Origin of the sequence: Pseudomonas kulmbachensis (assembly GCF_963681935.1) — a bacterium.
Taxonomy (GTDB): Bacteria; Pseudomonadota; Gammaproteobacteria; order Pseudomonadales; family Pseudomonadaceae; genus Aquipseudomonas; species Aquipseudomonas kulmbachensis.
In genome coordinates this window covers 451762-477761 of record NZ_OY817088.1, presented here as the reverse complement: position 1 = coordinate 477761, position 26000 = coordinate 451762, and the positions used below count along the sequence as shown (strand labels likewise).

At 59.8% G+C, this 26000-nt stretch carries 22 protein-coding genes; 13 read left to right on the top strand and 9 right to left on the bottom strand.

The window, feature by feature from the left end:
* Positions 1-82 precede the first annotated feature (82 nt).
* From U5A05_RS02305 to rarD, 5 genes are all read left to right on the top strand, one after another.
* Positions 83-823: a ComF family protein gene (locus U5A05_RS02305; RefSeq protein WP_321835507.1), complete on the top strand. Its 741-nt coding sequence runs from the start codon at positions 83-85 to the stop codon at positions 821-823.
* A gap of 57 nt (positions 824-880) precedes the next feature.
* The gene (locus tag U5A05_RS02300; protein ID WP_261740667.1) at positions 881-1645 is read left to right on the top strand and encodes a TOBE domain-containing protein; all 765 of its coding nucleotides are present in this window, start codon (positions 881-883) and stop codon (positions 1643-1645) included.
* Positions 1646-1816: 171 nt separating this feature from the next.
* Positions 1817-3718: a PhoX family protein gene (locus U5A05_RS02295; protein WP_321835504.1), complete on the top strand. Its 1902-nt coding sequence runs from the start codon at positions 1817-1819 to the stop codon at positions 3716-3718.
* Between the two features lie 190 nt (positions 3719-3908).
* On the top strand, positions 3909-4883 hold the full coding sequence (locus tag U5A05_RS02290) for a serine/threonine protein kinase (RefSeq protein WP_261740665.1): 975 nt from the start codon (positions 3909-3911) through the stop codon (positions 4881-4883).
* Between the two features lie 174 nt (positions 4884-5057).
* Positions 5058-5945, top strand: coding sequence for an EamA family transporter RarD (rarD, locus tag U5A05_RS02285; RefSeq protein ID WP_261740664.1), 888 nt, complete (start codon positions 5058-5060; stop codon positions 5943-5945).
* 3 nt (positions 5946-5948) lie between these two features.
* Here the strand turns inward: rarD and U5A05_RS02280 are convergent, their stop codons facing one another.
* A complete protein-coding gene (locus U5A05_RS02280; RefSeq protein WP_261740663.1) occupies positions 5949-6467 on the bottom strand; it encodes a glycine cleavage system transcriptional repressor in 519 nt (172 codons plus the stop codon).
* Positions 6468-6902: 435 nt separating this feature from the next.
* Between U5A05_RS02280 and U5A05_RS02275 the strand changes: the two genes are divergently transcribed.
* The gene (locus U5A05_RS02275; RefSeq protein WP_321835501.1) at positions 6903-9080 is read left to right on the top strand and encodes a malate synthase G; all 2178 of its coding nucleotides are present in this window, start codon (positions 6903-6905) and stop codon (positions 9078-9080) included.
* Between the two features lie 75 nt (positions 9081-9155).
* Here U5A05_RS02275 and U5A05_RS02270 read toward each other — a convergent pair whose 3' ends face one another.
* Positions 9156-9596 carry a response regulator gene (locus tag U5A05_RS02270; protein WP_321835500.1) on the bottom strand — a complete coding sequence of 147 codons (441 nt, stop codon included), beginning with the start codon at positions 9594-9596 and terminating at the stop codon, positions 9156-9158.
* Between the two features lie 294 nt (positions 9597-9890).
* On the opposite strand from U5A05_RS02270, the gene U5A05_RS02265 reads away from it, so the two are divergent.
* From U5A05_RS02265 to U5A05_RS02235, 7 genes are all read left to right on the top strand, one after another.
* Positions 9891-11825, top strand: coding sequence for a putative nucleotidyltransferase substrate binding domain-containing protein (locus U5A05_RS02265; RefSeq protein ID WP_321835498.1), 1935 nt, complete (start codon positions 9891-9893; stop codon positions 11823-11825).
* Positions 11822-12532, top strand: coding sequence for a 3'-5' exonuclease (locus tag U5A05_RS02260; protein ID WP_261740659.1), 711 nt, complete (start codon positions 11822-11824; stop codon positions 12530-12532). The genes U5A05_RS02265 and U5A05_RS02260 overlap by 4 nt, the downstream gene beginning before the upstream one ends.
* Positions 12533-12742: 210 nt before the next feature.
* Positions 12743-13267, top strand: coding sequence for an RNA polymerase sigma factor (locus U5A05_RS02255; RefSeq protein ID WP_261740658.1), 525 nt, complete (start codon positions 12743-12745; stop codon positions 13265-13267).
* Positions 13264-14241 (top strand): FecR family protein, encoded by a 978-nt coding sequence (locus tag U5A05_RS02250; protein WP_321835496.1) that lies wholly within the window; start codon positions 13264-13266, stop codon positions 14239-14241. The genes U5A05_RS02255 and U5A05_RS02250 overlap by 4 nt, the downstream gene beginning before the upstream one ends.
* 90 nt (positions 14242-14331) lie before the next feature.
* Positions 14332-16746, top strand: coding sequence for a TonB-dependent receptor (locus U5A05_RS02245; RefSeq protein WP_321835494.1), 2415 nt, complete (start codon positions 14332-14334; stop codon positions 16744-16746).
* A 140-nt stretch (positions 16747-16886) separates the two neighbouring features.
* Positions 16887-17999 carry a PepSY-associated TM helix domain-containing protein gene (locus U5A05_RS02240; protein WP_261740655.1) on the top strand — a complete coding sequence of 371 codons (1113 nt, stop codon included), beginning with the start codon at positions 16887-16889 and terminating at the stop codon, positions 17997-17999.
* Positions 17996-18172: a hypothetical protein gene (locus U5A05_RS02235; protein ID WP_261740654.1), complete on the top strand. Its 177-nt coding sequence runs from the start codon at positions 17996-17998 to the stop codon at positions 18170-18172. The genes U5A05_RS02240 and U5A05_RS02235 overlap by 4 nt, the downstream gene beginning before the upstream one ends.
* A 48-nt stretch (positions 18173-18220) precedes the next feature.
* On the opposite strand, the gene rloA2 is transcribed toward U5A05_RS02235, so the two are convergent.
* From rloA2 to U5A05_RS02200, 7 genes are all read right to left on the bottom strand, one after another.
* Positions 18221-18721, bottom strand: a complete 501-nt coding sequence (gene rloA2 / locus U5A05_RS02230) for a retropepsin-like aspartic peptidase RloA2 (protein WP_321835492.1) — start codon at positions 18719-18721, stop codon at positions 18221-18223.
* 42 nt (positions 18722-18763) lie between these two features.
* Positions 18764-19321 (bottom strand): DUF2780 domain-containing protein, encoded by a 558-nt coding sequence (locus tag U5A05_RS02225; protein WP_261740652.1) that lies wholly within the window; start codon positions 19319-19321, stop codon positions 18764-18766.
* 347 nt (positions 19322-19668) lie between these two features.
* Entirely contained in the window at positions 19669-20868 is a 1200-nt protein-coding gene (gene fdhA, locus U5A05_RS02220) for a formaldehyde dehydrogenase, glutathione-independent (protein ID WP_261740651.1), read from the bottom strand.
* A gap of 66 nt (positions 20869-20934) precedes the next feature.
* Positions 20935-21792 carry a formyltetrahydrofolate deformylase gene (purU, locus tag U5A05_RS02215; RefSeq protein ID WP_261740650.1) on the bottom strand — a complete coding sequence of 286 codons (858 nt, stop codon included), beginning with the start codon at positions 21790-21792 and terminating at the stop codon, positions 20935-20937.
* A gap of 147 nt (positions 21793-21939) precedes the next feature.
* Positions 21940-22572: a sarcosine oxidase subunit gamma gene (locus U5A05_RS02210; protein ID WP_261740649.1), complete on the bottom strand. Its 633-nt coding sequence runs from the start codon at positions 22570-22572 to the stop codon at positions 21940-21942.
* 79 nt (positions 22573-22651) lie between these two features.
* On the bottom strand, positions 22652-25669 hold the full coding sequence (locus U5A05_RS02205; protein ID WP_261740648.1) for a sarcosine oxidase subunit alpha: 3018 nt from the start codon (positions 25667-25669) through the stop codon (positions 22652-22654).
* A complete protein-coding gene (locus U5A05_RS02200; RefSeq protein WP_261740647.1) occupies positions 25666-25998 on the bottom strand; it encodes a sarcosine oxidase subunit delta in 333 nt (110 codons plus the stop codon). The genes U5A05_RS02205 and U5A05_RS02200 overlap by 4 nt, the downstream gene beginning before the upstream one ends.
* Between the last annotated feature and the right edge of the window lie 2 nt (positions 25999-26000).

The following is a 26000-nucleotide window of genomic DNA, read 5'->3' as shown; positions in this document are numbered from 1 at the left end:
GTTTCTCTTGGTTATGCTTTGACTAGAACCTGAGGCAATCGCCCAGGCACGGCACGGATGTCGGCATGTTTAAGGATGTGACATGAACTGTCAACCACAATGGATTAGGCAGGTTTACATCTGGTTATTTAATAACCAGACATGTTTGTTATGCGATGAACGCAGCTACACACTGCACCCGCTGTGCGTTGCCTGCGAGCTGGAGCTGCCCTGGCTCGGCGACAGCTGTCAGTGCTGCGCCTTGCCACTGCCAATGGCTGGGCTGATGTGCGGTCATTGCATCAAGCAACCGCCCGCTTTCGAGCGCGTGCATGCACCCTGGGTCTATGGATTTCCGGTCGACAGCCTGATCATTCGCTTCAAGCACCACAGCAAATGGCCATATGGCCGACTGTTGGCCGAACTTCTCAGCCAATCGCTGCTCGATGGCTTCAATTCAGGCGATCCCCGGCCCGACTTTCTGCTACCGGTGCCCCTGTCCATCAAGCGCCTGCGTCAGCGCGGCTATAACCAGGCCACCATGCTCGCGCAATGGCTCAGCACTGCACTGAACATCCCTCAGCGCGAGCACTGGCTACTGCGCATTCAGGACACCGCTGCACAACAGGCTCTGGATGCCAAAACCCGCAAGCGCAACTTGCTGCACGCATTCAGCCTCGCGCCTGGGGTGCAGGTTGGCGGATTGCATCTGGCGCTGGTCGATGACGTGCTGACCACCGGCGCCACGGCGCAAAGCCTGGCGCGCTTGTTGATCAGGGCCGGGGCACGGCGAGTCGACGTGTATTGCCTGGCCCGAACCCCAAAACCCGACGGGCCTCCTTGACTCACCCCGGCGGAGCAGGCACTTTCCGGGCACGTCCCACCTTGCGAATCTGCCGTTATGCACCTGCCCACCTTGCTCGCTCAACACATCGTCCGCCGCCCGCAACGCATCGCCCTGTTGCAGCATATTGCCGAACAGGGCTCGATCACCGCTGCGGCCAAAAGTGCGGGCATCAGCTACAAAGCCGCATGGGATGCGATTGATGAACTGAACAACCTGGCGCAAACCCCCTTGGTGGAGCGCAGCATCGGAGGCAAAGGCGGAGGCGGTGCTCGACTGTCCGTGGCCGGTGAGCGGGTGCTGCGGCTTTATCAGCGCCTACAAGCATTGCAGAATCAGGTGCTGGACGCTGCCGAAGACTCCCAAGACCTTGATCTGCTGGGCCGCCTGATGTTGCGCACCAGCGCCCGTAACCAGTTGCATGGCACCGTGATTGCTATCCATGGGCATGGCCACAACGACCTGATCCAGCTTGAACTACCCGGCGGCCTGACCCTCCACGCGCAAATCACCCACGACAGCACCCAACGCCTGGAACTGGCGATCGGCAGCCCGGCGGTGGCGCTGATCAAAGCAGGCTGGCTGCAACTGACGAGCGCCGCGCAACTGCCCGGCCCTGATCACAATCATCTGCACGGCCAGATCGAACAGATCGTGCACACCGACAATGGCCCCAGCGAAGTACGCATCAGCCTGCCCAATGGCCAGACCTTGTGCGCCCTTACCGAGCCGCAACACCTTGAAACATTAGAGTTACACGTTGGCGACGAGACTCAGGTGCAGTTTTCGCCATCGATGGTGTTACTGGGAACGGCCTTGTAACACTCGATGCCACCCTGTGGCAGCGGGCTTACTCGCGATGCAGGCGACGCTGTGTCTGTGCATGATCGCGAGCTCGCCTGCTCCCGCACACCTCCCTGCTAACACTTGAAACATCCTTGTCATACCTGCTGCTTATGGTGTCTGCCAAAACCGTCCAGAGCCGAGCCAGCCATGAGCCTATTAGAAGAAAACCAACCCACCGACCTTGAGCAGATCATCGGCCTGAGTCGACGTGGCTTTATCAGCGCGGGCGCCTTGTGCGGCGCAGCTATGTTTCTGGGTGGCGGCCTGCTCAGTCGAAGCGCCCTGGCGGCCGGTGTCAGTACTGCCAACAGCAACCTGCTGGGGTTCGACAGTATCAACGCCGCCACCACCGATACCATCAGCCTGCCGCCCGGCTATCGCGCCTCGGTACTTATCAGCTGGGGCCAACCGCTACAGGCCAAAGGCCCGGCGTTTGACCCTTCCGGCAACGGCACTGCCCGCGAACAGGAAGTGCAGTTTGGCGACAACAATGACGGCATGAGCCTGTTCGCCTTCGCCGATGACCCGAACCGCGCACTGATGGCGATCAACAACGAATACACCAACTATCGCTACCTCTACCCCCACGGCGGTTCACCGACATCGCTTGAAGAAGTGAACAAGGCCCAGGCCTCTGAAGGCGTATCGGTCATCGAGATTCAGCGCAAGGACCACGGCTGGCAGTTTGTTCAGGGTTCACCCTTTAACCGCCGCATCCACGGCAACACACCCATCCAGCTGAGCGGCCCCGCAGCCGGCCATGCTTTGCTGCGCACCCAGGCAGATGCCAGCGGCACCCGCGCACTGGGCACCTTCCAGAACTGCGCCAACGGTAAGACCCCGTGGGGCACCTACCTGACCTGCGAAGAAAACTTCACCGACTGCTTTGGCAGCTCCGACCCCAAACAGACCTTCGACGCGGCACAAAAGCGCTATGGCGCAGTCGCTGCCAGCAAAGATATCAACTGGCACCAGCATGACCCGCGCTTCGACCTGGCACTCAACCCCAACGAACTCAATCGTCACGGCTGGGTGGTGGAAATCGACCCGTTCGACCCGCTTTCGACACCGGTCAAACGCACTGCACTGGGCCGCTTCAAACACGAAAACGCCGCACTGGCCGAAACGGGCGACGGCCGCGCCGTGGTCTATATGGGCGACGATGAGCGCGGCGAGTTCATCTACAAATTCATCAGCCGCGACAAGATCAACCACCAAAATCCGAAGGCCAATCGCGACCTGCTCGACCACGGCACCCTCTATGTGGCGCGCTTCGACGGTGGCGACAGCAACCCTGATCGCCCCAAGGGCCACGGCCAATGGGTTGAACTGACTCACGGCAAAAATGGTGTAGAGGCCAGCAACGGGTTTGCCAGCCAGGCCGACGTGCTGATTCACGCCCGCATGGCTGCCAGCACCGTCGGCGCCACCCGCATGGATCGCCCGGAATGGATTGTCGTCAGCCCCAAGGATGGCCAGGTCTATTGCACCCTGACCAACAACGTCAAACGCGGCGAAGACGGGCAACCGGTCGGCGGCCCCAACCCGCGCGAGAAGAACGTCTACGGCCAGGTCCTGCGCTGGCAAGCAGGTAATGGCGATCATGGCGCAGACACCTTCGACTGGGACCTGTTTGTGGTGGCCGGCAACCCGGCAGTTCACGGCAAAGCTGCCAAGGGTGGCTCGGCCAACATTACCCCGCAGAACATGTTCAACAGCCCCGACGGCCTGGGCTTTGACGATGCCGGGCGCTTGTGGATTCTGACCGACGGTGACTCCAGCAACAGCGGCGACTTTGCCGGCATGGGCAATAACCAAATGCTCTGCGCCGACCCGGTCAGCGGTGAAATCCGCCGCTTTATGGTCGGCCCGATTGGCTGCGAAGTGACCGGCATCAGCTTCTCACCCGATCACAAAACACTGTTCGTGGGTATTCAGCACCCAGGCGAGAACGGCGGTTCTACCTTTCCCGAGCACCTGCCCAACGGTAAACCGCGCTCCTCGGTCATGGCCATCAGCCGGGAAGACGGCGGCATCGTCGGCGCATAACAAAAAGTCTTGTGGGAGCGAGCCTGCTCGCGATTGCATCACTGCGGTGATCCAGAAACACCGCGTCGCATGCATCGCGAGCGAGCCCGCTCCCACAAGGGGGCCAGACTATATTCAATCGCCCTCAGCCACCCGGTCTGCGTTAACATGCATGGCCGGACGCGGCAGCCTGCTGCGCGCAGGAGTCAGCATGTCTCATCCGTTTGCAACACTTACCCCTGATCTGGTGCTCGACGCCGTCGAGAGCATCGGTTTCTTGAGCGATGCCCGCGTGCTGGCGCTCAATAGCTACGAAAACCGCGTGTATCAGGTCGGTATTGAAGACTCGCAACCGCTGATCGCCAAGTTCTACCGCCCCCAGCGCTGGACCAACGAGGCGATCCTCGAAGAACACCGCTTCACCTTTGAACTGGCCGAGTGCGATGTACCTGTCGTGGCGCCGATGATTCATAACGGTGAAAGCCTGTTCGAGCACCAAGGTTTCCGCTTCACCCTGTTTCCTCGCCGTGGCGGCCGTGCGCCGGAGCCAGGCAATCTCGATCAGCTGTATCGCCTCGGCCAACTGCTCGGTCGCCTGCATGCCGTGGGCGCCACCAAGCCGTTTGAACATCGCGAAGCGCTGGGCGTGAAGAACTTCGGTCACGACTCGCTGACCACCCTGCTTGAAGGCAACTTCATTCCGCGCAGCTTGCTCCCGGCCTACGAGTCAGTCGCCCGCGACCTGCTCAAGCGCGTCGAAGACGTATACGCCGCCACCCCGCACACCAATATCCGCATGCACGGCGACTGCCATCCCGGCAACATGATGTGCCGCGACGAAGTGTTCCATATCGTCGACCTCGACGACTGCCGCATGGGCCCTGCGGTGCAGGACTTATGGATGATGCTGGCCGGTGATCGTCAGGAATGCCTGGGCCAGCTGTCCGAACTGATGGATGGTTACAGCGAGTTCCATGATTTCAACCCACGTGAACTGGCGCTGATCGAACCGCTGCGCGCCTTGCGTCTGATGCACTACAGCGCATGGCTGGCGCGACGTTGGGACGACCCGGCATTCCCCCACAGTTTTCCGTGGTTTGGCACTGAACGTTATTGGGGCGACCAGATCCTGGCGCTGCGCGAACAATTGTCGGCGCTCAATGAAGAACCGCTGAAGCTGTTCTGATCAGCCCTCATTGTTGCTCTCGTGGGAGCGGGCTTGCTCGCGATTCAGGCGACGCGGTGCCCCTGGATAATCGCGGTGATGCAATCGCGAGAAAGCCCGCTCCCACAAATGGAAAAACCTGCTTACACTCTTGGCTTCTTCCGTGTCCGTTAGTTGCCTAAGCAAGGATTCTGCATGCAAGCCGCCAACCCGCGTCGCGGGTATATTTTAGGCCTTAGCGCCTATGTCATCTGGGGCATCTTCCCGCTCTATTTCAAACTACTGGCCAGCGTCCCGGCCGCCGAAATTATCGTGAACCGGGTGCTCTGGTCCGCGCTGTTCGGCTCACTGTTGCTGCTGGTATGGAAACATCCCGGCTGGTGGCAAGAACTGCGCGACAACCCCAAACGCATTGGCGTGCTGACCATCAGCGGCCTGCTGATCGCCGTCAACTGGCTGACCTACGTGTGGGCGGTGAACAACGACCGCATGCTTGAAGCCAGCCTGGGGTACTACATCAACCCGCTGGTCAACGTGCTGCTCGGCATGTTGCTGCTGGGCGAACGCCTGCGCCGCCTGCAGTGGATTGCGGTGGGTCTGGCCGCCGCCGGGGTGGCGCAACAAGTGTGGCAAGTCGGCAGCCTGCCGTGGGTCTCGCTGGTGTTGGCGCTGAGCTTCGGGTTTTACGGCCTGATCCGCAAGCAGGCGCCGGTCAAGGCGCTGCCGGGGCTGGTGGTCGAGACCTGGATCCTGGTCCCCGTCGCCATCGGCTGGTTGCTGCTGCACCCTGAGGCCAACAGTGCCCATAGCGAATTCTGGAGCAGTTCAGAAGCTTGGTTGCTGGTGGCTGCCGGCCCGGCAACGCTGATACCGCTGGTGTGTTTCAACGCCGCCGCACGGCATTTGCCTTACACCACGCTGGGTTTTATGCAGTACATCGCGCCGACGCTGGTATTGATCCTGGCGATAACGGTGTACGGCGAGCACTTGTCCGACAGTACCCTGCTCGCCTTCGTATTTATCTGGGCCGGTCTGGTGGTGTACAGCCTCGATGCCTGGTTCAGCATGCGCCAGCGCGGTTGAAGCTTAGTCCTCGGTGCTGAACTTAAGATCAACCACCAGTTCATCCGCCAAGGTTTCCAGACGTTTTTGCAGTACGTCCAGGGACAAGGTCAGAGGCACCGCCAAAATCGCCTCGGCATGAAACAGCGGCTCGTTGCTCATCGGCGCGGGCCGCACATCTGTCACCAGCCGCTCCAGATTCACCCCCTGCTCCGTCAGCACCCGGGTAATGTCGCGCACAATACCGGGGCGGTCGTTACCTACCAGCTCCATGGCGATGGGCTTCCAGGTGCAGGATTGCTCGATGCCACTTTCGGCAATCAATACCCGAATCCCTTCCTTGGCCAGACCGTGCAGTGCATCGACCAGCTCATCGTGGGCCTCGGCGGGCACACCTACGCGCAAGATCCCGGCAAATTGCCCGGCCATTCGCGACATTCGACTCTCCAGCCAATTACCCCCATGCTCGGCGATGCATTGGGCAATACGCTCGACCTGCCCGGCCTTGTCCTGGGCAAAGACCGTAATCACAAGATGGTTCATGGCGGGGGGCTCTCTTATTAGGGGGGTCGGTTGAGTATAGGCCGCTATGAAATACCTGTAGCCGCTGCCGAAGGCTGCGATGGGTTTGGATTTTTGAAGGCCCTACGGGCCTTATCGCAGCCTGCGGCAGCGGCTACACCCGTCAAAACCAAATCACCACAGATTAAATTGTGTACTGTTTTTAGAATTATCCGGGACAACCTGCATATTTCTTGAGAACATCTTGTTCTTCTGTGTGACCGATAGCGTAAAAACGGTCGCAGAACGACGTGATTAGTCTGATTTTCACATCTGCAATTGATCATGTAGTATGCCTCGGCGACCACTACATAATTTGCAACACGGTCCGTCAAGGCGTCTGCAATAACCCGCACCACCCCGCCCGCATGAGCCAAGGCGGTGTCAGGCTTTAAATAAAAATGAGTGAGGCAAGCAATGACTGAACACGTTCACGTCGGTGGCCTGCAGGTCGCCAAAGTCCTGTTCGACTTCGTAAACAACGAAGCTATTCCCGGTACCGGCCTCACCGCCGATCAGTTCTGGGCAGGTGCCGATAAGGTCATCAATGACCTGGCGCCCAAGAACAAAGCACTGCTCGCCAAACGCGATGATTTGCAGGCGCGGATCGACGCCTGGCACCAGGCTCAGGCCGGCAAGGCCCATGACGCCGTGGCTTATAAAGCCTTCCTCCAGGATATTGGGTATCTGCAGCCAGAAGCCGCAGATTTCCAGGCAACGACGCAAAACGTCGATGACGAAATCGCTCGCATGGCTGGCCCGCAATTGGTAGTACCAGTCATGAATGCGCGCTTTGCCCTCAACGCCTCGAACGCCCGCTGGGGTTCGCTGTACGACGCGTTGTACGGCACCGATGCCATCAGCGAAGCCGATGGTGCCGAGAAGGGTAAAGGCTACAACAAGGTCCGTGGCGACAAGGTCATTGCCTTCGCCCGCGCCTTTCTCGACGAAGCCGCGCCTCTGGCCAGCGGCACTCACGTTGACTCCAACAGCTACGCCATCGTTGACGGCGCCTTGCAGGTTACCCTCAAGGACGGCGCCAGCACCGGCCTGCGCGACGCCGCGCAACTGATCGGTTACCACGGTTCAGCAGCAGCGCCGACCGCCGTGCTGCTCAAGCACAATGGCCTGCACTTCGAAATCCAGATCGACGCATCGAGCCCGGTCGGCCAGACCGACGCTGCAGGCGTTAAAGACGTGCTGATGGAAGCGGCCCTGACCACCATCATGGACTGCGAAGACTCGGTTGCCGCCGTCGATGCCGATGACAAGGTAGTGATTTACCGCAACTGGCTCGGCCTGATGAAGGGCGATCTGAGCGAGCAAGTGTCCAAGGGCGGCCAGACCTTCACCCGCACCATGAACCCGGACCGCGAGTACACGGCGCCCAACGGCGGCACCGTCAGCCTGCACGGCCGCTCGCTGCTGTTCGTGCGCAACGTCGGTCACTTGATGACCATCGATGCGATCCTCGACAAAGATGGCAACGAAGTGCCAGAAGGCATTCTCGACGGTCTGCTGACCAGCCTCGCATCGATCCACAGCCTTAACGGTAAAGCCACGCGCAGCAACAGCCGCACCGGCTCGGTCTACATCGTGAAGCCGAAGATGCACGGCGCTGAAGAAGCGGCGTTCACCAACGAACTGTTTGGCCGCATCGAAGACGTGCTCAAGCTGCCACGCAACACGCTCAAAGTCGGGATCATGGACGAAGAGCGGCGCACCACGATCAACCTCAAGGCGTGCATCAAGGCTGCCAGCGAGCGCGTGGTGTTTATCAACACCGGCTTCCTGGACCGCACCGGCGACGAGATCCACACCTCGATGGAAGCCGGGCCAATGGTGCGCAAGGCCGACATGAAAGCCGAGAAGTGGATTTCGGCCTACGAAAACAACAACGTCGATGTTGGCTTGAGCACTGGCCTGCAAGGCCGTGCGCAAATCGGTAAAGGCATGTGGGCCATGCCCGACCTGATGGCCGCGATGCTGGAGCAAAAAATCGCTCACCCGCTGGCCGGTGCCAACACCGCCTGGGTGCCATCACCGACCGCCGCGGCCTTGCACGCGCTGCATTACCACAAGGTTGACGTGTTCGCCCGTCAGGCCGAACTGGCCAAGCGCACTCCGGCCTCGGTGGACGACATCCTGACCATCCCGCTGGCGGTGAACCCGCAGTGGACCCCGGAGCAGATCCAGAACGAACTGGACAACAACTCCCAGGGCATTCTGGGCTATGTGGTGCGCTGGATCGACCAGGGCGTGGGTTGTTCGAAGGTGCCGGATATCAACGATATCGGCCTGATGGAAGACCGTGCAACGTTGCGTATTTCCAGCCAGCACATCGCCAACTGGCTGCGTCATGGCATCGTCAGCCAGACCCAGGTCATGGAAAGCCTCAAGCGCATGGCGCCAGTGGTTGACCGCCAGAACGCCAACGACGCGTTGTACCGTCCATTGGCGCCGAACTTCGACAGCAACATCGCCTTCCAGGCGGCAGTCGAGCTGGTGATCGAAGGCACCAAACAGCCGAACGGCTATACCGAACCGGTACTGCACCGTCGTCGTCGCGAGTTCAAAGCCAAAAACGGCCTGTAACCCGCACCCAATAAAAAGCCCCGGCCATGTGCCGGGGCTTTTTTGCATCTGCTGTTCCAATCTTGTGGCAGAGGGCTACATCCCCAATTCCTGCCTGATCAGCGCCAGCAACTTGTCGGTATCAATCGGCTTGAGCAAAAAATCCACCACATGCAAGTGCATGGCATCGATGGCATCAAGCACATTCGCATCACCCGACATGATGATGATCGGCAAGGTGGCCCGTTCCGATTCGCGGACTTTGCGTATCAGGTGCAAGCCATCGTGGGGCAGCATGCGCAAATCGGTGAGCATCAGGTTAATCGGCTGGTCGGACTCCAGGAGCGCCAGCGCCTGCTCTTCGTTGCTTGCTGTCAGGCACTCGATCGCGTTCAGCTCCAAAAACTCCGCCAACAATTCGCGAGCCAATGGATCGTCATCAACAATCAACACACAGGACGAAGCCGAAGCAGGTGCCTGCATCACCTCGTGCAAGGCCTCGCGTTCGGCGTCGGTCAAAATGTCATGTTCAGTCATATGTTTCTCGAAAACTGCCCTGTAGGTTAATTGTCCCTACGGTGTAGTCCGTTATTCCTCACCGTCCGCCAATGTGCACTTAGGCGCGTGCATTTCCAAGCCTTGCAGTAGCCGAAATGTACAAAATAAATACACGCCTTTTCGAAGATATCAGCATAGCGCGACTCCATAGACTTACGTCCAATGGGCACCCGCGCGCAGACCGCCGAGCATGAGGGATAGAAACACGCAGTGGGGCCCAGCCCTGCCCAGTCATAACAACAATGGTTCACCACCCACAACGCGGTATCAGTAATGAGCAAATCGGATGCGTTTCTCCAGGCAGGGAAGACCGCGGTGCTGCAGAACATTCACGGCACCATGCAGTTTTTGCAGCGATACCCGCCCTTTAACCAGATGGAAAACACTCACCTGGCGTATCTGGTCGAACAGTGCCAACTGCGCTTTTATGCTCCGGGCGAAAGCATCATCCGGCCGACCGACGGCCCGGTTGAGCACTTCTATATCGTCAAACAGGGCCGAGTGGTGGGTGAGCGGACTCATACCGGTCGAGAAGAAGCCCAGACCACCTTTGAGATCACTACCGGCGAGTGCTTCCCCCTCGCCGCATTGCTGGGCGAGCGCGCCACCCGCACCGAACACCGCGCCGCTGAAGATACGTTCTGCCTGCAACTGAACAAGGCCGCGTTTATTAAACTGTTTGCCCTGTCCGACGAGTTCCGTGACTTTGCCTTGCGCGGCGTCAGTAGCCTGCTCGACAAGGTCAATCAGCAGGTTCAGCAAAAAGCCGCTGAAACTCTCGGCACCCAATACTCGCTCAACACCCGCTTGGGTGAGCTGGCCATGCGTCACCCTGTGACCTGTTCGCCAAAAGCCGCGCTGCGCGAAGCCGTGCGCCTGATGCACGAACAGCAAGTGGGCAGCATCGTCGTGGTCGACGAACACAAGGCACCGCTGGGTATTTTCACCCTGCGCGACCTGCGTCAGGTGGTCGCCAATGGCCTGGAGAATTTCGACCAGGCCATTGACCTGCACATGACCCCAGGGCCGTTCTACCTGAGCCCCGACCACAGCGCCTTCGACGCAGCCATTGCCATGACCGAACGGCACATTGCCCATGTGTGTCTGGTTAAGGATCAGCGCCTGTGCGGCGTGGTGTCGGAGCGTGACCTGTTCTCCCTGCAACGGGTCGATCTGGTTCATTTGGCGCGCACCATCCGTCACGCGCCACGGCTGGACACCCTGATCAACCTGCGTGGCGAAATCGGCCAACTGGTAGAGCGCATGCTGGCCCACGGCGCGTCCTCCACGCAGATTACCCACATCATCACCCAGCTCAACGACCACACCGTGTGCCGGGTTATCGAGCTGGTACTGGCCGACAAGGGCGACCCTGGCGTGCCATTTACCTGGCTGTGTTTTGGCAGCGAAGGGCGACGCGAGCAAACCCTGCACACGGATCAGGACAACGGCATTCTGTTCGAGGCCAAAGACGCTGCCCAGGCCGCCGAAATCCGCCAGCGCCTGCTGCCCATCGCACAGCAGATCAACCATCATCTTGCGGCCTGCGGCTTCACTCTGTGCAAGGGCAACATCATGGCCGGTAACCCCGAGCTATGCCTGTCGCGTGGCGAATGGGCCCGACGCTTTGCCGCCTTTATCCGCGAAGCCACCCCCGAAAACCTGCTGGCTTCCACTATCTATTTCGACTTGCGGGTGGTCTGGGGCGATGAACAGGGCTGCGCGCAACTGCGCCGCAGCATGCTTGAGCAAGTGGCCGACAACCGCCTGTTCCAGCGCATGATGGCCGACAACGCACTGCGCCATCGCCCGCCAGTGGGACGCTTTCGCGAATTTGTGCTGGAGCGCAAAGGCAGCGACAAGGCCACCCTCGACCTCAAGGTCCAGGGCCTTACGCCCTTTGTTGATGGCGCACGCTTGCTGGCGCTGGCCAACGGCGTTGAAGCCAACAACACCCTTGAGCGCCTGCGCCAGCTGGTGACCCTTGAAGTTATCGAACCACTGGACGGCGCCGCGTATGAAGAGGCCTATCACTTCATCCAGCAGACCCGCATGCAGCAGCACCAATTGCAAACCCGCGAGAACCGTCCGTACTCCAACCGCGTAGACCCGGACAGCCTTAACCAGCTGGACCGGCGCATCTTGCGTGAAGCCCTGCGCCAGGCCCAGCGCCTGCAAAGCAGCCTGGCCCTGCGGTATCAGCTATGAGCCTGTTGTCATGGTTGTTACCGCGTAAAAAACCGGTCCTGGGCCTTGAACAGCAACAGCGCCTGCTGCAACTGCCAACCGCCTCGGGATTGAGCGACGCACCGCTCCGCGCGCAGCGCTGGGTGGTGGTCGATCTGGAAACCAGCGGTTTGCACCTCAATCGTGATCAGGTGTTGTCGATTGGTGCGGTGGTGATTGAAGACGGCGCCATTGACCTGAGCCAGGCGTTTGAACGCACGCTGCTGCGCCCCAACAGCCCTCTCAACCCCAGCGTGCTGCTACATGGGTTGGGGCCAGCCGCCATTGCCGCAGGCAGCGAACCGGTAGATGCCCTGCTCGACTTCATGGCATTTGTGGGTGACAGCCCCTTGCTGGCGTTCCATGCGCCGTTTGACCAGCACATGCTCACCCGAGCCCTCAAAGACAGCCTGGATTACCGTTTGCAGCATACGTTTATGGATGTTGCGGCACTGGCACCGATGCTTTGCCCGCAGGTCAATCAGCGCGAAGCCGGGCTTGACCAGTGGATCAATCACTTCAACCTCCAGGTCGAAGACCGCCACAACGCCAGTGCCGACGCCCTGGCCACCGCCGAACTGGCGCTGATCCTGTTCAGCCGCGCCCGGGTCCAGGGCATCGACAGCCCTCAGGCCCTGCAACAGCGGCTGAACCAGTGGCAACGGCGCAAACAGGTGCACAGCTTTTAACCTACGTACCCTTTGTAGCCGCTGCCGCAGGCTGCGATAAGGCCCGCTGGACCTTCGCTCTTTAAAAGACACGACCCCTTCGGGCTCGATCGCAACCTGCGGCAGCGGCTACAGACTCTTTATCCTCATCCGATGAGCGTCAATTGCGTAGGACCATTCGCTCTGACACAATCGCGAATAATTATCGTTAGTTAAAACTTGCAGTCGGTGATGTCTTTGTCGTCAGTCCAAAACCCACACAGTGAGCTGGTTGGAGCGCTATATCGCGACCATCGCGGCTGGCTGCTGGCGTGGTTGCGGCGCAACGTTGCCTGCCCGCAGCGGGCTGAAGACCTCAGCCAGGACACCTTCGTGCGCCTGCTGGGCCGCACCGAACTGCAAGCCCCCCGCGAACCCCGGGCGTTTTTGGCGGCCATCGCCAAGGGTCTGCTGTTTGACTACTTTCGCCGCGCAGCTCTGGAGCAGGCCTGGCTCAACGAACTGATGCTGATCCCCGAGGCCGAGCACCCCTCGCCTGAAGCCCAGCAAATGATCCTTGAAGACCTCAGGGCCATCGACCGCCTGCTCAGCAAGCTCTCGAGCAAGTCCCGCGCAGCCTTCCTCCATAGCCGCCTCGATGGCCTGACCCACGCTGAAATCGCCGAGCGCCTGGGCGTGTCAGTGCCCCGTGTGCGCCAGTATCTGGCCCAGGGCATCCGCCAGTGCTACGTCGCCCTGTATGGCGAGCCGACATGAGCCAAGCCAACACCAAGCCGGTCTCGGCCCAGGTGCTGGACGCCGCCATCGCCTGGCAGCTGTGCCTGGATTGCGGCAACGGCAGCGCCGTGGAACAGGCCGAGTTTGCCAAGTGGTACAGCGCCAGCGAAGAACACGCCCGCGCCTGGCTGCAACTGGGCATGCTCGATCAGCGCTTCAGCAATGCTGGCGTTCCGGCACGCAACGCACTGCTCAATGCACGCAATGGCGTGCAGCAGCGGGTGCGTAAAATCAGCAGTAACCTGGCCAGTATCGCCCTGGTGTGCGGGTTGGCCTTGTTCGCCGGTAAAAGCTATCTGCCTATTGATTACTGGATGGCCGACCAGCGCACCGCCACCGGCGAACAACGTCAGCTGCGCCTGGCTGACGGCACGCTGCTCAACCTCAATACCCACAGCGCAGTCGATGTGCGCTTTGATGACACGACCCGGAGAATCATCCTGCAAGAAGGTGAAATCATGGTCGAAACAGGCCATGGCGACCCTCGCCCCTTTATCGTGCAAACCCGCGATGGCAGCCTGCGTGCGCTGGGCACACGATTCATGGTCAAGCGCGAAGACGACGGCACACGCCTGAGCGTGTTGCAATCGCGGGTCGAGGCGCATCCTGAAAACAGCGCCGAACAAACCATCTACAGCGAAGGCCAGCAAGTGCTGATGTACAGCGACCGCCTTGGTCAAATGCTCGCCGTAAGCCCTGGCGCAGACGCCTGGACACGCGGCATGCTGGTGCTCGACAACGTGCGCTTGGCCGACATGGTCAGCGAACTCAATCGTTATCATCGCGGCCACTTGGGCGTTGACCCGCAAGTGGCCGACCTGCGCATCACCGGCAGCTTCCCGCTGAACAATGTCGAACTGGCGCTCAATGCCCTGATGCCGACCTTGCCGGTACAGATCCAGCAGCGCACCCCGTGGTGGGTCACCGTTAGCGCCAAGCCCCAAAAGAACTGAATCTAAATTATTTTCAATCAGCCCTATCACTTTTGCGATCTCGTGCGGCAGATAGGCATTGAGAAACATTTCCATTCAGGAACCCGCCGAATGTCCCGCACCCTCGACACGTTTTTGCGCCCCAGCCTGTTGGCCGTAGCCATTGCCCTTTGTGCCCCGTTGACCAGCACCACGCTGATCGCCGCCGAACAGGCATCCAGCGCACGCAGCTACAACCTGCCTGCCGGACCTTTGGCGGCCACCCTGAACCAGATCGCCAGCCAGGCCGGCATCACCCTGGCCATCGACTCGTCCCTGCTGGCGGGCAAAACCTCGGCGCCGGTACAAGGCACGTTCGAGGCAACCACGGCGTTGCGTGAGGCGTTGCAGGGGAGTGGGTTGCAGTTGCAGAGCACTGGCAACGGCTCCTACACCCTGATGCCCATCGTCGAAGGCGCACTGACCTTGGGCGACGTCAACATCAACGGCGCTGACGTCGCTGAAGGGTCGGAAGCAGCAGGTTACGTCAGCGAAAACCTGAATAATGTCGGCGCACTGGGTGGGATGAAACTGCAAGACACCCCCTACTCCATGAGCGTGACCTCCCAGGCTTTGCTCAAAAACATGCAAGCCACATCTCTGGATGACGTGTTCAAGCGCAACCCTTTCACTCAGCTGTTTTCCCCAACCGGCGCGGGTTATGCCAGCGCGGTAAACATTCGCGGTTTCAGTGGCGCGGGTAACCTGAACATTGCCAACGATGGCCTGCGCTTCAGCACACTCGCCGACGCGGGTAACTTTCTGGAAGAAACCGAGCAACTGGAAGTTATCACCGGCCTGACCGGCTTTTTGTATGGCCCCGCGTCTCCGGGCGGTTTAGCCAACTACGTACTGAAACGCCCGACCTATCAAAATTATCGTAGCGTGACCTTGGGCAATGCCGGCGGGGAAAACTATTACCTGCACGGCGACTTTGGCGGCAAGATCGACGACGAAGGCAAATTCGCCTATCGCCTGAACCTGCTGACCCAGGATGGCGAAACCGCCATCGACATGCAGAAACGCCGCCGCGAGATGATCAGCCTGGCCGTGGACTGGAACGTCAGCGACGACCTGCAAATTCAGTTCGATGCATCACACAAGAAAACTCAAATCCGGGGAGTCACCAGTTACTGGTACTTCGGTGATCAGGCGCTGCGCCCCCGTGCCTCGCAGTTGGATAACAACAAACTGTACAGCCAGAAATGGGCATTCTCGGATAACGAAACCGACAAAGGCGGCGTAAGGGCCAAGTGGCGCCTGAACGACACCTTCACCCTGCGCGGCGCACTCGCCACTCAGAAGTTCACCGAACAGAACACCTACACCGGCCCGACCGTTTACAGCCCTGGGGTTTACACCCAACCGCTGTATGCCTTTGCGCCCATTGAGCATGTGGAGAACTCTGCATACCTGTTTCTGGATGCCGCCTTTGCGACAGGCACCATTGGCCACAAAATGACCATGGGCTATCAGGGTAATGACACACGCGTGCGCATGTACGAGGACCACATCCCTTCGAACGGCACACAGTATGGCGACGTCGGCGGCGGCCCGATCCCTTTCGGCAACAGCCAACAAGTCGACAAGCCGGGTTACTCGGTTGGCCATGGCGATCAGCGTTTGGCGAGCACCTCACAAAACAATAACTTCCTGATCGGCGACGTCATTACCTTCAATGATCAATGGTCGAGCATCCTCGGTGTGACCCGCACCCAGATCAAGTCTTATGCCAATGACTTCATCTACTCCACACCCGAGAAGAAAACCCGCTACGACGAAAGCAAAACCTCGCCCAGCGTTTCGCTTATCTACAAACCGGTCCCTTGGCTGACCACCTATGCCACCTACATCGAAGGCCTACAGGCAGGCGGCACGGCACCTTACAACGCGAGCAACGCCGGTCAAATCTTCGCGCCGCAAGTCAGCAAGCAGTACGAAGTAGGCGCCAAAGCTACCGTGGGCGACACATTATTTACCCTGGCCTTGTTCAACATCGAAAAGCCTAATGGTTTCCTCAACGAGACCATGACCTACACCGAAAGCGGCAAGCAGGTTAACAACGGCCTGGAGTTCAGCGTGACCGGTAAGGTCACCCCGGAACTGACGGTTGTAGGCGGTTTTACCTTGCTTGATCCAAAGGTCAAGGACGCAGACAACAAGGCCAACGATGGCAATGCCCCGGTCGACGTTGCCAAGCAACTGGCCAAGGTTTACGCCGAATACGACATCAATACCGTACCCGGTTTGGCCCTGACCGGTGGCGCGTTCTACACCGGCAAGCAATACACCGACGTCAACAACGACTATCAATTGCCGTCGTTCACCACCTTTGATGCCGGTGCACGCTACCGCATGAAAGTTTCGGAAAATGATCTGACCTTGCGCATGAACGTCAGCAACCTGGCCAACAAAGACTACTGGCTCAACAGTCATTACCTGGGCGACCCGCGCACCGTGCAGTTCTCGGCGCAGCTGGAGTTCTAAACAAATCGTTGGCGCATCACCTCCCCCTGTGGGAGCGGGCTTGCTCGCGATAGCATCACCTCGGTATTTTCAGATACACCGGGTTGTCTGCATCGCGAGCAAGCCCGCTCCCACAGGGTGTTGTTGCAATTGGGAAAGTCATGAAAAGCAAAACCATCCGCCGCTGGTCCTTTATCCATACCTGGACCAGCCTGATTAGCACCGCTTTTTTGCTGCTGTTGGCACTCACCGGTCTGCCGTTGATTTTTCATCATGAAATCGACCATCTACTGGGCGATGCGCCACAAGTCAAAGAACTGCCCGCCGATACCCCGACCCTTGACCTGCAACAACTGGTACGCGCCGCCGAGGCTCATCGGCCGGGCGAGGTCATGCAGTATTTCGGCTGGGAAGAAGACGAACCCAACGCAGTCCTGACCATCATGGCGCCCACCGCAGGCACCGAGCCCAACTCGTCCCACACCTTTATGCTCGATGCGCGTACCGGTGAGGCGATAGAAGTGCCGTCAGCCAATGGCGGGATCATGATGGTCATGCTGCGCCTGCACGTGGACATGTTTGCCGGGCTGCCCGGCAAGCTGCTGCTGGCATTTATGGGGCTGCTGTTTGTGCTGGCGATCATCTCCGGCACGGTGCTGTACTTGCCGTTTATGCGCCGCCACGAATTCGCGACCGTGCGTACCGACAAGTCCACCCGCTTGCGCTGGCTCGACCTGCATAACCTGATTGGCGCCGTGACCTTGACCTGGGCCCTGGTGGTGGGAGTGACCGGTGTTATCAGCGCCTGTGCCGACCTGATCATCGCCGCCTGGCGCAATGACAGCCTCAGCGCCATGATCGAGCCTTACCGCGATGCCCCACCGCTGACTCACCTCGCCCCAGCCAGCCAACTCCTGGAAATCGCAGCCAAGGCCGCACCCGACATGCGCCCGGACTTTATCGCCTTCCCCGGCACCCGGTTCTCCAGCGAGCACCATTACGCGGTCTTCATGAAAGGCAGCACACACCTGACCTCACACCTGCTGACCCCGGTTTTGATTGACGCCAGCACCCTTGAAGTCACCGCCGTGGCGGGTCGCCCGTGGTACATGGACGCGATGGGCATGTCGCAGCCGCTGCACTTTGGCGACTACGGCGGCATGCCGATGAAAATCCTCTGGGCAGCCCTCGACCTGCTGACCATTGTGGTGCTCGGCAGCGGGTTGTACCTATGGTGGGTGCGCAGACGCGCGGCCAAGGAGAGCGCTCGATGAGGCCACGGCAGTCGAACTTCTGGAAGGTATTTGCGATCCCGCTGGCGATTGGACTCGTCAGTGTGACGGGATTGTTCAGCGCGCTATTGGGAGACGGCGCCTGGGACATATTGAGCTGGATTGGCCTGGGAATTCCGCTGTGGATCAGTGTGCGCGGGTTGCTTAAACGCTAACGCCAAATCTGTGGGGGCGGGCAAGCCCGCACCCACATAAATCGGCAATCAGCAGTCCGGTTTGTCCGCTGTATAACGACGTGCCGGGTTCACTGCCGCACCAAACTCACGTAAGGCCTTGGCGCCAATCAGCAACGGATAGTTGAAGCTGCTGCGATCGGTGAGGTTGACCTCCACAGTGCGCTTGACGTTACCCAGGCACATTTCCAGATCAACTACCGGCCGCTTGGCGCTTTCAGGTACATCCCTGTCTTCGTCTTCATCGGAGCGACTTTTGATTTTGCTGATGCGCGCTACTTTGTGCTCGTACACCTTGCTGCTCGCACCTTCGGTCGCCAGCTGAAAGCGTACCCACTCGTCACCATCACGGGTAAAGGTCTGGATATTTTTCGCCGACAGCGACGCGGTCAGGGCGCCTGTGTCCATCTTGGCCTGAAGGGTCTCGCCGATTTCTGGCAACTTGATGTATTCGTAACGCCCATAAAGGGTCGGCTCGGCGGCCATCACCGGCAGCGCCAATACAGAAAGCAACGCAAGAATAGACTTCATGCAGGCAGTTCCTTCAAAGAGTACAGAGCACGCAGTAAGTGTTTAAACGCCCCAGGCGCTGCCCAACTTGCTCAGCAACGAAGTGCTGACGTTCTGGCCCTTGAAGTAGTCCAGCAATACCGGTGCGAACTTGGCAACCATGCCGTCCTGCATGCCCAGCGCGGTGAATGCGCCGTTCAACTGATCAGTGTTGGCCACGTTGCTGACTGCGCTGGTCGCGGTCTCGGATACGCCGCTGGACTTGCCCAACAGGCCGCCCAACTGGCTCAACTGACCCAGTGCACCGGCGCCAGCCAGTTTGTTAACACCTGGTACTTGCTGGGTCAGTTCGGAATAGTCGCTGGAGGTCAGCTGGTTTTTCGCCAGGCTCAACATCGCGCCGATACCGCCTGCCGCTTGCTCAGGCTTTACACCCAGCTCGTTGACCTTGGTCAGCATCTGTACGGCTTGCGCCGATTTGTCGGTGGTCGCGCCATTCCCGTTGGCACCCTGTACTTGCGCCGCCACGTTGGCTACGTCGCTCAGGCTGAAACCTGCAAACACCGGGCTCGCTGCCACGGTCATCAATGTTGCCAGTGCCACGCCGCTCAACTTATTCATCGCTCAAACCTCTAGAACCAAAAAACCGCCCGCCATGGAGCGGTAAAACTATGTGTATGACCCAAAACCCCGGCAGTTGTTCCCAAGTGCCACTATTGGATCAAACGGCGGGCAATCTTAATTGAAAACCAGTGCATCCGCTGTGCGAACTGGCGGCCCCGTTTTGTACCAGGCACCAAACCCTCGTAGCAGCTGCCGTAGGAACGAGGCTGCGTCCGAGGGCAAAGCCCTCGTAAAACCGGTAATCGCGGTCTATCTGAACGACCGCATTGTGTGGTTTTACGACTGCTTCGCAGCCGAACGCAGCCTCGTTCCTTCGGCAGCTGCTACAGGTTTTCTGCCAATTGTTAAGCCTTGCTGAACATCCGGTGCGGATCGATCACAAACTTCTTCGGCACACCCGCATCGAACTCGCCATAACCCCGCGGCGCGTCGTCCAGGCTGATCACTTCAACGCCTACGATATCGGCGATCTTGATCCGGTCCCACATGATCGCTTGCATCAGTTGGCGGTTGTATTTCATCACCGGCGTTTGCCCGGTATGGAAGCTGTGGGACTTGGCCCAGCCCAGACCAAAGCGAATGCTCAGGCTGCCCATTTTTGCAGCTGCATCGGCAGCACCCGGATCTTCGGTTACGTACAAGCCCGGAATCCCGATCTTGCCCGCCACCCGCACCACGCCCATCAGCGAGTTGAGCACCGTGGCCGGCGCTTCGTGTTTAACCCCGTCATGCCCGTGACCACGGGCTTCGAAGCCCACGGCGTCGACGGCGCAATCCACTTCAGGTTCGCCCAGCAGATCGGCGATTTGTTCGTGCAATGGTGTGTCTTTGGACAGGTCGGCAATTTCGAAACCCTGAGCCTTGGCGTGAGCCAAGCGAATCGGGTTCACGTCGCCGACAATCACCACCGCCGCCCCCAGCAAGCGCGCCGAGGCCGCCGCCGCCAGACCGACCGGACCAGCACCGGCGATATACACCGTGCTACCAGGGCCAACGCCTGCGGTTACGGCACCGTGGTAGCCGGTGGGCAGAATGTCGGAAAGGCAGGTCAGGTCGCGAATTTTCTCCATCGCAGCGTCACGGTTGGGCAGCTTGAGCAGGTTGAAATCGGCGTAGGGCACCAACACATATTCAGCCTGGCCGCCGACCCAATCGCCCATGTCCACGTAACCATAGGCGCCACCGGGACGGGCCGGGTTGACGGTCAGGCATACGCCAGTGTTCTGTTCCTTGCAGCTGCGGCAACGCCCGCATGCCACGTTGAACGGCACCGACACCAGATCGCCGACCTTCAGATGTTCCACATCGCGCCCGGCCTCGATCACTTCGCCGGTAATTTCATGGCCCAGCACCAGACCGGTTTGCGCCGTGGTACGACCACGCACCATATGCTGGTCGGAGCCACAAATATTGGTCGACACCACCCGCAGAATCACGCCGTGGTGGATCTGCTTGCCCTGAGGGTTTTGCATCTTGGGGAATGGAATGCTTTGCACTTCAACCTGGCCATTGCCCAGGTACACCACACCGCGGTTGTCAGCCATCGTATTCACCCTTGTTGTTATTGGAGGGATTAACTTGCTGCTTGCAGCTTAGAACTTGCAGGTGCCTCACAGCACCACGGTACGACCTCCATTTAGGAAAACGCGCCGCTCAATGTGATAGCCCACGCCGCGAGCCAGCGTCTGGGCCTCGATGTCGCGGCCCTTGGCGATCAGGTCTTCGGGGTAATGGCTATGGTCCACCACCTCGACGCCCTGAGCGATGATCGGACCTTCGTCCAGGTCGTTATTGATGTAGTGCGCCGTCGCGCCCACCAGCTTGACGCCCTTTTCGTAGGCCTGGTGATAGGGCTTGGCGCCTTTGAAACCGGGGAGCAAGGAGTGGTGAATGTTGATCGCCTTGCCATCGAGCTTGCGGCACAGCTCAGGGGACAGCACTTGCATATAGCGCGCAAGGATCACCAGTTCGGCGCCAGTGTCTTCGATCACCTGCCAGACCTTGGCCTCTTGGGCCGGTTTGTCTGCCGGGTCCAGCGCAAAATGGTGATACGGGATACCGTGCCAGCGAGCCAGGGGCTCAAGATCGGGGTGATTGGACACCACGGCCACCACGTCCATCGATAACTGGCCAATGCGCTGGCGATAGAGCAGGTCGTTAAGGCAGTGATCGGCCTTGGACACCATGATCAGCACTTTGGGCCGGTGATGGGGAGGCGTCAGTTCAAAGGTCATGCCAAAGGCCGCGCCGCGTTCGGCCAAGCCTGTACGAAAGGCGTGCTCGTCAAAACCGTCGGGCTGGCGAAACTCCACCCGAATAAAGAAACGTGCCGAGCGCTGGTCGTCGAAGGAATGGTGTTCGGTGACGTAGCAACTGTGTTCGAACAGATAACGCGTGACCGCGTCCACCGTGCCCAAGAGGCTTGGGCAGTCGGCGGTGAGAATCCAGGTGTCGGGGGCGCGGCTCATGGGGTGCTCCTTGATGGGTATTGGAACGCACACGACCTGTGTGGGAGCGGGCTTGCTCGCGATGCAAACAACACGGTACATCCGGATGACCGTGGTGCTGCAATCGCGAGCAAGCCCGCTCCCACAGAGGCGCAGGCAGGATCATATTTACGCTTCGACGTTCAACCCATACTCCGCCGCTGCATCCTGCAACCATAGCCACCAATAGTCCGAAAAGCTGCGACGGATCAGCAGTTCCCAAGTGTCTTCGGCCGTATGACGGATTACCAGCTGCGATTTGGCGAACACCGTGCCCACCGCCTTGCCCACCGGAAAGTTGTCCGGATGCACGTCGTAACTGGTGGACTTCATCAGCACTTCGCGCACCTTTGGCCCGCTCAGCTCCAGCAGTTGTTGCCCGCCGCTGACGTTGACCACCGAGATGTGCAACCCGGCCAATGCGGCGCGCAACGCCTGTTCCACGGCGAACTCCTGGCCACCGGGTACGATCAGCAACCACTCATCCGGCCCCATCCATTGCAGCGATGTTTCGTCCTTGGCCACCAGGCTCAGGGCCACGGGCAATTCCAGCCCCAAGGCCTTGTTCACGCCTGCGGCAAAGGCCGGGTCATTGGCGTCGCCGCGCAGGGTCAAATGGCCCAGCAGTTTTTTCTCGCGCACCCGCACGCCAGGGTTTTTACGGCCCTTGCCGATCAGACCGGCGAGATTGGCCTGGTGCAACGATGACTCGGCTTTGGCGCCCGAGTCCGGGCGTTGTTGGTATACGTTGGCTGTGGTCATGGGTCACCCGTTAGCAATGTTGTGTTGATTGACTCCCACATCCCCTGTGGGAGCGAGCCTGCTCGCGAAAGGGCTTCACTCAAATATTTTGCCGGTCGCCTTTCGGATCGAAGAACACCGAAGACACGATTTCAGCCTCGATCACGCTACCGTCGGCCTGGGGCGAGAACACCCGCTCGCCGATGCGCTTCAAACCGCCTTTGACCACACCCATTGCAAACGAATAACCCAGTGAGTTGTGGGCATAGCTGGACGTCACGTGGCCGACCATCGTCATCGGGATTGCCTGCTTCGGGTCGAACACCAGTTGCGCGCCCTCCGGCAGCCATTGTTTCGGATCGACCGGTTTGAGGCCCACCAGCTGTTTACGCTGGTCACGCACACAGTCTTCGCGGTTCATGCCGCGCCAGCCCAGCCACGAGAACGGTTTGGTGCGGCCCACGCACCAGCCCATGTTCAAATCGTCCGGGGTCATGGAGCCGTCCGTGTCCTGGCCGACGATGATGAAACCCTTCTCGGCCCGCAGCACGTGCATGGTCTCGGTGCCATACGGGGTGAGGTTGTATTGCTTGCCCGCCTCGACGATTTTCTCCAGCACACCCATCGCGTAGTCAGCCTGGATATTGACCTCGTACGACAGCTCGCCGGTAAACGAGATTCGGAACACCCGCGCCGGTACACCGCCCACCAACCCTTCCTTCCAGGTCATGAACGGGAAGGCCTCACGGTCCAGATCGATATCGGTGACTTCGCTCAGCAGCTTGCGGCTGTTGGGGCCGGACAGAGTCATCGTCGCGTAATGGTCGGTCACAGAGGTGAAATACACCTTCAGCTCAGGCCATTCGGTCTGTTGGTAGATTTCCAGCCATTGCAGTACCCGCGCTGCGCCGCCGGTGGTGGTGGTCATCACAAAGTGGTTGTCGGCCAGGCACGCGGTCACACCGTCGTCGAAGACCATGCCGTCTTCTTTGCACATCAGGCCATAGCGGGCCTTGCCCACATCGAGTTTGGTCCAGGCGTTGGTGTAGATGCGGTTGAGGAATTCCCGCGCGTCCGGGCCTTGAATATCGATTTTTCCCAGGGTCGAAGCATCGAGAATGCCGACGCTGTCACGCACTGCCTGGCACTCGCGCTTGACCGCAGCGTGCAGGTCCTCGCCGTTACGCGGGAAGTACCATGGACGTTTCCATTGACCGACGTCTTCAAACTCGGCGCCCTGCTTGACGTGCCAGGCTTGCAGCGCGGTGTAGCGCACCGGCTCGAAAATATGCCCGCAATGGCGACCAGCTACAGCGCCAAAGGTCACCGGCGTGTAGTTGGGGCGGAACATGGTGGTGCCCATCTGCGGGATAGTCACGTTCAGCGAGCGCGCGGCAATGGCCAGCCCGTTGACGTTGCCCAGCTTGCCCTGGTCGGTACCAAAACCCAGCGCGGTGTAGCGTTTGACGTGCTCGACCGACTCGAAGCCTTCGCGGGTTGCCAGTTCAATGGCCGCGGCGGTGACGTCGTTTTGCAGGTCGACAAATTGCTTCGGTGCCCGCGCCGTGCCCTTTTCATGGGGTACATGGAACAGCGCCAGCGTGGCTTCCTGAAGCTGATTCAGGGCTTTGGGCAATACCCCTTCGACCGCTTTGAACCCGGCTTCGCTGGCAGCACGCACGCCACCTTCAAAACCATCGGCGAGGCTGTCGCCCAACCCGTAAACACCGTTGATGCCACCTACGCACACACGTTTTTGCGGTGCTTCGCCGGGTACAAAACCAAGAATATCTTCGCGCCAGGTCGGCTTGCCGCCCAAGTGCGAGGCCAGATGCACCACCGGGCTGTAGCCGCCCGAGGTCGCAACCAGATCGCATTCCAGCCACTCGCCGGGGCTAGCGACACTGAGGGATTTAAGGTCAATCGCCGCCACCCGAGCACCGGTCACATGCTTGCTGCCACGGGTTTCGATCACCGCGCTGGAGGTCAAAATACGGATACCTTTGGCCCGTGCCGCTTCTACCAGCGCGCCACGAGGGTTGCTGCGCGCATCAGCCACAGCTACCACCTGCTGACCGGCATCGAGCCAATCCAGCGCGACGCGGTAGGCGTGGTCGTTGTTGGTACTGAGCACCATTTTTTTGCCTGGCGCTACGCCGTAGCGACGTACATAAGTGGACACCGCGCCCGCCAGCATGTTGCCCGGCACGTCATTGTTGCCGTACACCAATGGCCGCTCGCAGGCACCGGTGGCCAACACCACGCGCTTGGCCCGTACCCGGTGAATACGCTGACGCACCTGGCCAATCGGGGCACGATCGCCGAGGTGGTCGGTGAGGCGTTCGTGAATGGTCAGAAAGTTGTGGTCGTGATAGCCGTTGACTGTCGCCCGTGGCAACAGAGTTACGCTCGGCAGTTCCTTGAGTTCAGCGATGACTTTGCCGACCCATTCCATCGCTGGTTTGCCGTCCAGGCTTTCACGGCTGTCGAGCAGGCTGCCGCCGAACTCTTCTTGTTCATCCGCAACGATCACTCGGGCGCCGCTGCGCGCTGCGGCCAAAGCCGCCGCCAAGCCTGCAGGGCCTGCACCGACGATCAGCACGTCGCAATGGTGGTTCATGTAGTCGTAGGTGTCAGGATCGTTCTGAGTCGGCGAACGGCCCAGGCCTGCTGCCTTGCGGATGTACTTCTCGTAGGTCATCCAGAACGACTGCGGGTACATAAAGGTTTTGTAGTAGAAGCCAGGCGGCATCAGCTTGCCGCCGACCTTGCCCAAAATACCCATCACATCGTTGTTGACGTTGGGCCAGCCGTTGGTGCTGGTGGCGACCAAGCCCTGATACAGCGCCTGTTGCGTGGCGCGCACGTTAGGAATTTGGGTAGCTTCGGTGGCGCCGATTTGCAGCACCGCGTTGGGCTCTTCGGCACCGGCGGCATAGATGCCACGGGGCCGGGAATATTTGAAGCTGCGACCAATCACGTCGACGCCATTGGCCAGCAACGCGGCGGCCAGGCTGTCGCCCTCGTAGCCTTTGTATTGTTGACCGTTGAACGTAAAGGTCAGCACCTTGCTGCGGTCGACACGGCCGCCATTAGGCAAGCGATGGGTCTGGCTCATACCTTTTCTCCCTGCTCGCGAGTGGCCGTGGTGATCAGTGGCGCCGCCTGTTCAGTGAACTGTGGCTTGGTGCCGATCAGGTAGGTTTCAAGAATTTCGTAGGTCACGGTGTTACGCGTGGCATTGAAGAACTGGCGGCAACCGGCGACGTGGTTCCACAGTTCGTGGTGCAGGCCGCGAGGGTTGTCGCGAAAGAACATGTAATCGCCCCACTCGGCATCAGTGCAGGCGCCGGGGTCGAGCGGGCGCGGGATGTGCGCCTGGCCGCTGGCATGAAATTCCTCTTCGGAGCGCAATTCGCCGCAATGGGGACAGAAGATATGGAGCATGG